Annotated in this window: 4 protein-coding genes and 1 pseudogene; 2 read left to right on the plus strand and 3 right to left on the minus strand. The window is 30.2% G+C overall.

Going from position 1 to position 4,145, the window contains the following annotated elements; translation table 11 throughout:
* From P8H50_RS05000 to P8H50_RS05010, 3 genes and pseudogenes are all read right to left on the minus strand, one after another.
* A pseudogene (locus tag P8H50_RS05000) lies at nt 1–481 on the minus strand (tellurium resistance protein TerC); the annotation flags it as partial.
* A gap of 17 nt (nt 482–498) precedes the next feature.
* The gene (locus P8H50_RS05005; protein ID WP_300206237.1) at nt 499–720 is read right to left on the minus strand and encodes a hypothetical protein; all 222 of its coding nucleotides are present in this window, start codon (nt 718–720) and stop codon (nt 499–501) included.
* A gap of 9 nt (nt 721–729) precedes the next feature.
* A complete protein-coding gene (locus P8H50_RS05010; RefSeq protein ID WP_300206243.1) occupies nt 730–1,461 on the minus strand; it encodes a CDP-alcohol phosphatidyltransferase family protein in 732 nt (243 codons plus the stop codon).
* A 149-nt stretch (nt 1,462–1,610) separates the two neighbouring features.
* Here P8H50_RS05010 and P8H50_RS05015 point away from each other — a divergent pair, with 149 nt between their 5' ends.
* Together P8H50_RS05015 and P8H50_RS05020 are read left to right on the plus strand one after the other, a co-directional pair.
* On the plus strand, nt 1,611–2,675 hold the full coding sequence (locus P8H50_RS05015) for a PorV/PorQ family protein (RefSeq protein ID WP_300206239.1): 1,065 nt from the start codon (nt 1,611–1,613) through the stop codon (nt 2,673–2,675).
* Nucleotides 2,676–2,692: 17 nt separating this feature from the next.
* Nucleotides 2,693–3,865, plus strand: a complete 1,173-nt coding sequence (locus P8H50_RS05020) for a DUF4105 domain-containing protein (protein ID WP_300206241.1) — start codon at nt 2,693–2,695, stop codon at nt 3,863–3,865.
* Nucleotides 3,866–4,145 lie beyond the last annotated feature (280 nt).

The raw sequence follows: 4,145 nt of genomic DNA on the forward strand, positions 1-4,145 counted from the left end.
CCAATACAAAGTAGAATGTAGTTTTGCTCATTGGTACAATTTCGTTTCCAAAAAGTTTGATATGTGCTAAATGTCCACCTTCAGTAACTAGCATTATTCCAACTATAAAAAGGATAAACAAACCTAATACCTCGTACATTCTGTTTTTAGATAAAAAAGAAGATATTTTATCTGCCATTAGTAGCATTAACAATCCACTAGCAACAATAGCAATAACTATAAAAGCATGAGTAGCATTTTCAATCTCTCTAGTTAGACCAATAGCTGCTAAAATAGAATCGAAAGAAAACACTAAATTCATAATAACAATACTGGTTATTGCAGCATTGGCAGATTTAGTACCTTTCTCTTTATCTTCTAATTTATGGCTATCGCCTTGAAGAGAAATCATATGCCAAATTTCTTTAAGTGCTGTGTAAATAATAAATGCACCACCAACTAGCACAATAATACTATGGCCATTAAATGAAAACTTAACCACATCTACTATTTCTCCTGTTAACCAAGAAAAGGCTCTTGAAAGAAAACAATAATTCTAACTAGTAAAAAAAGTAAAACAATTCTTAAAATAATAGCGATTAAGATACCTTTTTTTCTAACGCTTTTTTGAGCAGTTTCTGGTGCTTTTTTGGATTCTAAAGAAATGTATAATAGATTGTCAAAACCTAGAACTGCTTGTAAAGCAACAAGCATTAATAGTGTAAATATAATTTGAGCCATTAGTTTTGGTTATTTTGAAATTAAAGAGAGTAAAATGTATAAAAGAATAATAACTGGTATTGCTGCAAACTGGAGTACTATTAGTAATACCAAGCTTAGAACAATAAAAATATAGCGTATTGCATTATTTTTAAAACTATAATCTTTAAACTTTAAAGCAAACAATTTAATACTAGAATTTAATAAATAACAACTTAATAAAGTTAATGCTATTAAAAACCACTTGTTTAATATTATAGCATTAATGGCATCGTTATGTTGAAACTCCATTATTAATGGCAAAGACATAATAAGTAAAGCATTTGCAGGTGTTGGTAGACCTTTAAAATAGGTTTGTTGATCTTCATCTAAATTAAATGTTGCTAATCTATAAGCAGAGGCCAAGGTAACAAACAGACCAATAATAGGAATAAACGCCATAGAGAAACCAGACCAATGTAAAGACCATTCACTAGATGCAGCCATTGGTGGAGCATCTACTGCAATAGCAATTAATTTATAAAGTATAATTCCTGGAACTAAACCACTAGTTACCATATCTGCCAAAGAATCTAATTGTAAACCTAATGCACTTTGCACATTTAATTTACGTGCCAAAAGACCATCGAAAAAATCGAAAAATATACCCAGAAAAACAAATAATGCTGCTGTTACAAAAAAATTGTTAACAGCAAACAATACTGCTATACTTCCGCATAATAAATTAAGAAGCGTTACAAAATTTGGAATGTTTTTTTTAATATGCATTGGTTCGTTTTTTTGTAAAAATAATAAAGTATTTCATTTAAAAACTACTTCCATCAATTTTAAAAGGAACTTTAAACAATATACTAATGGATTTAAAGTTTAATATAAAAAGAAAAATTACCATCTTTGTAAAAAAATAGCAATTGAAACTACAATTATCATTAGCACTAAGCATTGTGTCTCTTTCTCTTTTTGCTCAAACCAAATATTCTAACGAGTTTATGAATATTGGTGTAGATGCAGCTGCTTTAGGTATGAGTAATGCTGTTACAGCAAATACTAACGATGTTAATGCTGGTTATTGGAATCCTGCTGGATTAGTTAATTTGGAAGACAAACAACTGGCCTTAATGCATTCTAGTTACTTTGCAAATATTGCAAATTACGATTATGGCGCTTTTGCTATGCCTATTGATGATAGAAGCGCAATTGGAATCTCTTTAATACGTTTTGCAGTTGATGACATTTTAGATACTACACAACTTATAGACGACCAAGGCAATGTAAATTACGACAGAATTAGCTTGTTTTCTACTGCAGATTACGGATTGACATTTTCTTATGCAAGAAAACTTCCAGTACAAGGTTTAAATTATGGTGTTAATGCTAAAATAATTAGAAGAGTTATTGGAGATTTCGCGAATTCTTGGGGATTTGGATTAGATGCAGGAATACAATTTGAAAGTGAAAACGATTGGAAATTTGGCTTAATGGCTCGTGATATTACTACTACTTTTAACTCATGGAGCTACGATGAAGACGCTTTTGCAAGAATTCAAAATGCTGTAGAAGGTCAAAATCAAGAATTACCTGAAGCTTCAGAGATTACTATACCAAAATTACAATTAGGTGTTTCTAAAAGTTATGTTTTTCATTACGACTATACTTTAAGAGCAGAACTAGACTTAATTGTACGTTTTGAACAAAATAACGATATTATTTCGACCTCTGTAGCAAGTATAAATCCAGCTTTAGGTTTTGAATTTGGTTATATAGACATGATCTATCTTAGAACTGGTGTTGGTAATTTTCAAAATGAATTGCAAATCGATAATTCTGAAAGCTTAGGTTTTCAGCCTAGTTTTGGAGTTGGTTTTAAATATAAAGGTATTCAAGTAGATTATGCGTTTACAGATATTGGAGATCAAAGTGTAGCATTATATTCTAACGTGTTTTCTTTAAAACTAGATTTTAGCGTCTTTAGATAAAATTGAAGGTTAAAACTATGAAGAAATTTCTACTCATCTCACTTCTACTTTCTTGCTTTTTCACGTTTTCTCAAGTACCACAACTTACAGAGAATACCGAAATTAGTGTTGTTACCATTGGACCAGGACAATTACTAAACGATAGCTTTGGACATAATGGTTTTAGAGTGAAAAATAGTTTTCAAGATGTAGTTTACGACTATGGTAGATATAATTTTGAAGATCCAAACTTCTATACCAATTTTGCAAAAGGAAAGTTAGATTATTTAATGGGAGCATCAAACACTAAAGACGTCTTTAGTTATTACCAATCTCAGAATCGTACTATTAAAGAACAAGTGCTTAACTTAAATCAAGAACAAAAAGCCACCTTATTAAACTACCTTGCTAATAATTACAAACCAGAAAACAGAGCGTATCTCTACGACTTTTTCTACGATAATTGCGCTACAAAAATGCGTGATGTTTTAGAAACTGTTTTAAATGGTGCAATAGAATATAAAACACCAAAAGCTTACAAAGCAGAAACCTTTAGAGTACTCATTCAAAACAATTTACATTGGAATTCTTGGGGAAGCTTAGGAATTGACATTGCTTTAGGCTCTGTAATAGACAGAACTGCGCAACCTAGAGACTATATGTTTTTACCAGAAAATATTTTTCAGTTTTTTGACAATGCATCACTTGGAATAAGTAAAAAACCATTGGTAAAACAAACTCATGTTATTTACACTCAAAATGGTGCTTTTAAAAAAGGAAGTTTTTTTACAAGTCCTCTTTTTATATTATCAATATTTGGACTATTAATTTTATATATTACTTATATCGATAAAAAAAACAACAAACGTTCTAAATGGTTAGATGGCATTCTGTTTAGCTTAACAGCAATAATTGGTATTTTTTTATTGTTACTTTGGTTCGCTACAGACCATAGTGCAACAGCACATAATTATAATTTACTTTGGGCTTGCCCAATAAGTATTATAGCTCTATTTCAGGTTTTTAAAAACATCACTAACCAATGGTTTATTGGGTATTTAAAGCTTCTAATTATTATGTTATGCTTGATGACGTTGCATTGGTGTATAGGTGTTCAAGGTTTCGCGCCTGCACTTATTCCAATACTTATTGCCTTGTTTTTTAGGTATATTTATTTAATTCAATTGTTCTCTAGCAATTCTTCTAAATGATAAGTTTTAATAAGAATATCACAAATTATTGTGTGATTAATCTGTATAACGTCAGCAAAAAGTGAACTAGTTATCACTTTAATATAAGAGAGAGGTTTTATTATTTTTACAAACCTTTAAATCTTAAATGATAAAAAACAAGAAAAGTGCCAGTGCTTTAATTAGCGACTTAAAACGTAAGACAAGAAAAGCTTACAATTCAGAAGACAAAATCAGGATTATTATTGAAGGAATGCGTGGTGAAACTACCATTGCAGAATTGTGTCGAAAAGAAAGCATC

The sequence above is a fragment of the Lacinutrix sp. genome, from assembly GCF_029238095.1.
GTDB lineage: Bacteria > Bacteroidota > Bacteroidia > Flavobacteriales > Flavobacteriaceae > Lacinutrix.

Bases quoted from the DNA above. Each gene is read 5' to 3' on its own strand.
- P8H50_RS05020 (WP_300206241.1), top strand. From the start codon at position 2,693: ATGAAGAAATTTCTACTCATCTCACTTCTACTTTCTTGCTTTTTCACG.
- P8H50_RS05005 (WP_300206237.1), bottom strand. From the start codon at position 720: ATGGCTCAAATTATATTTACACTATTAATGCTTGTTGCTTTACAAGCA.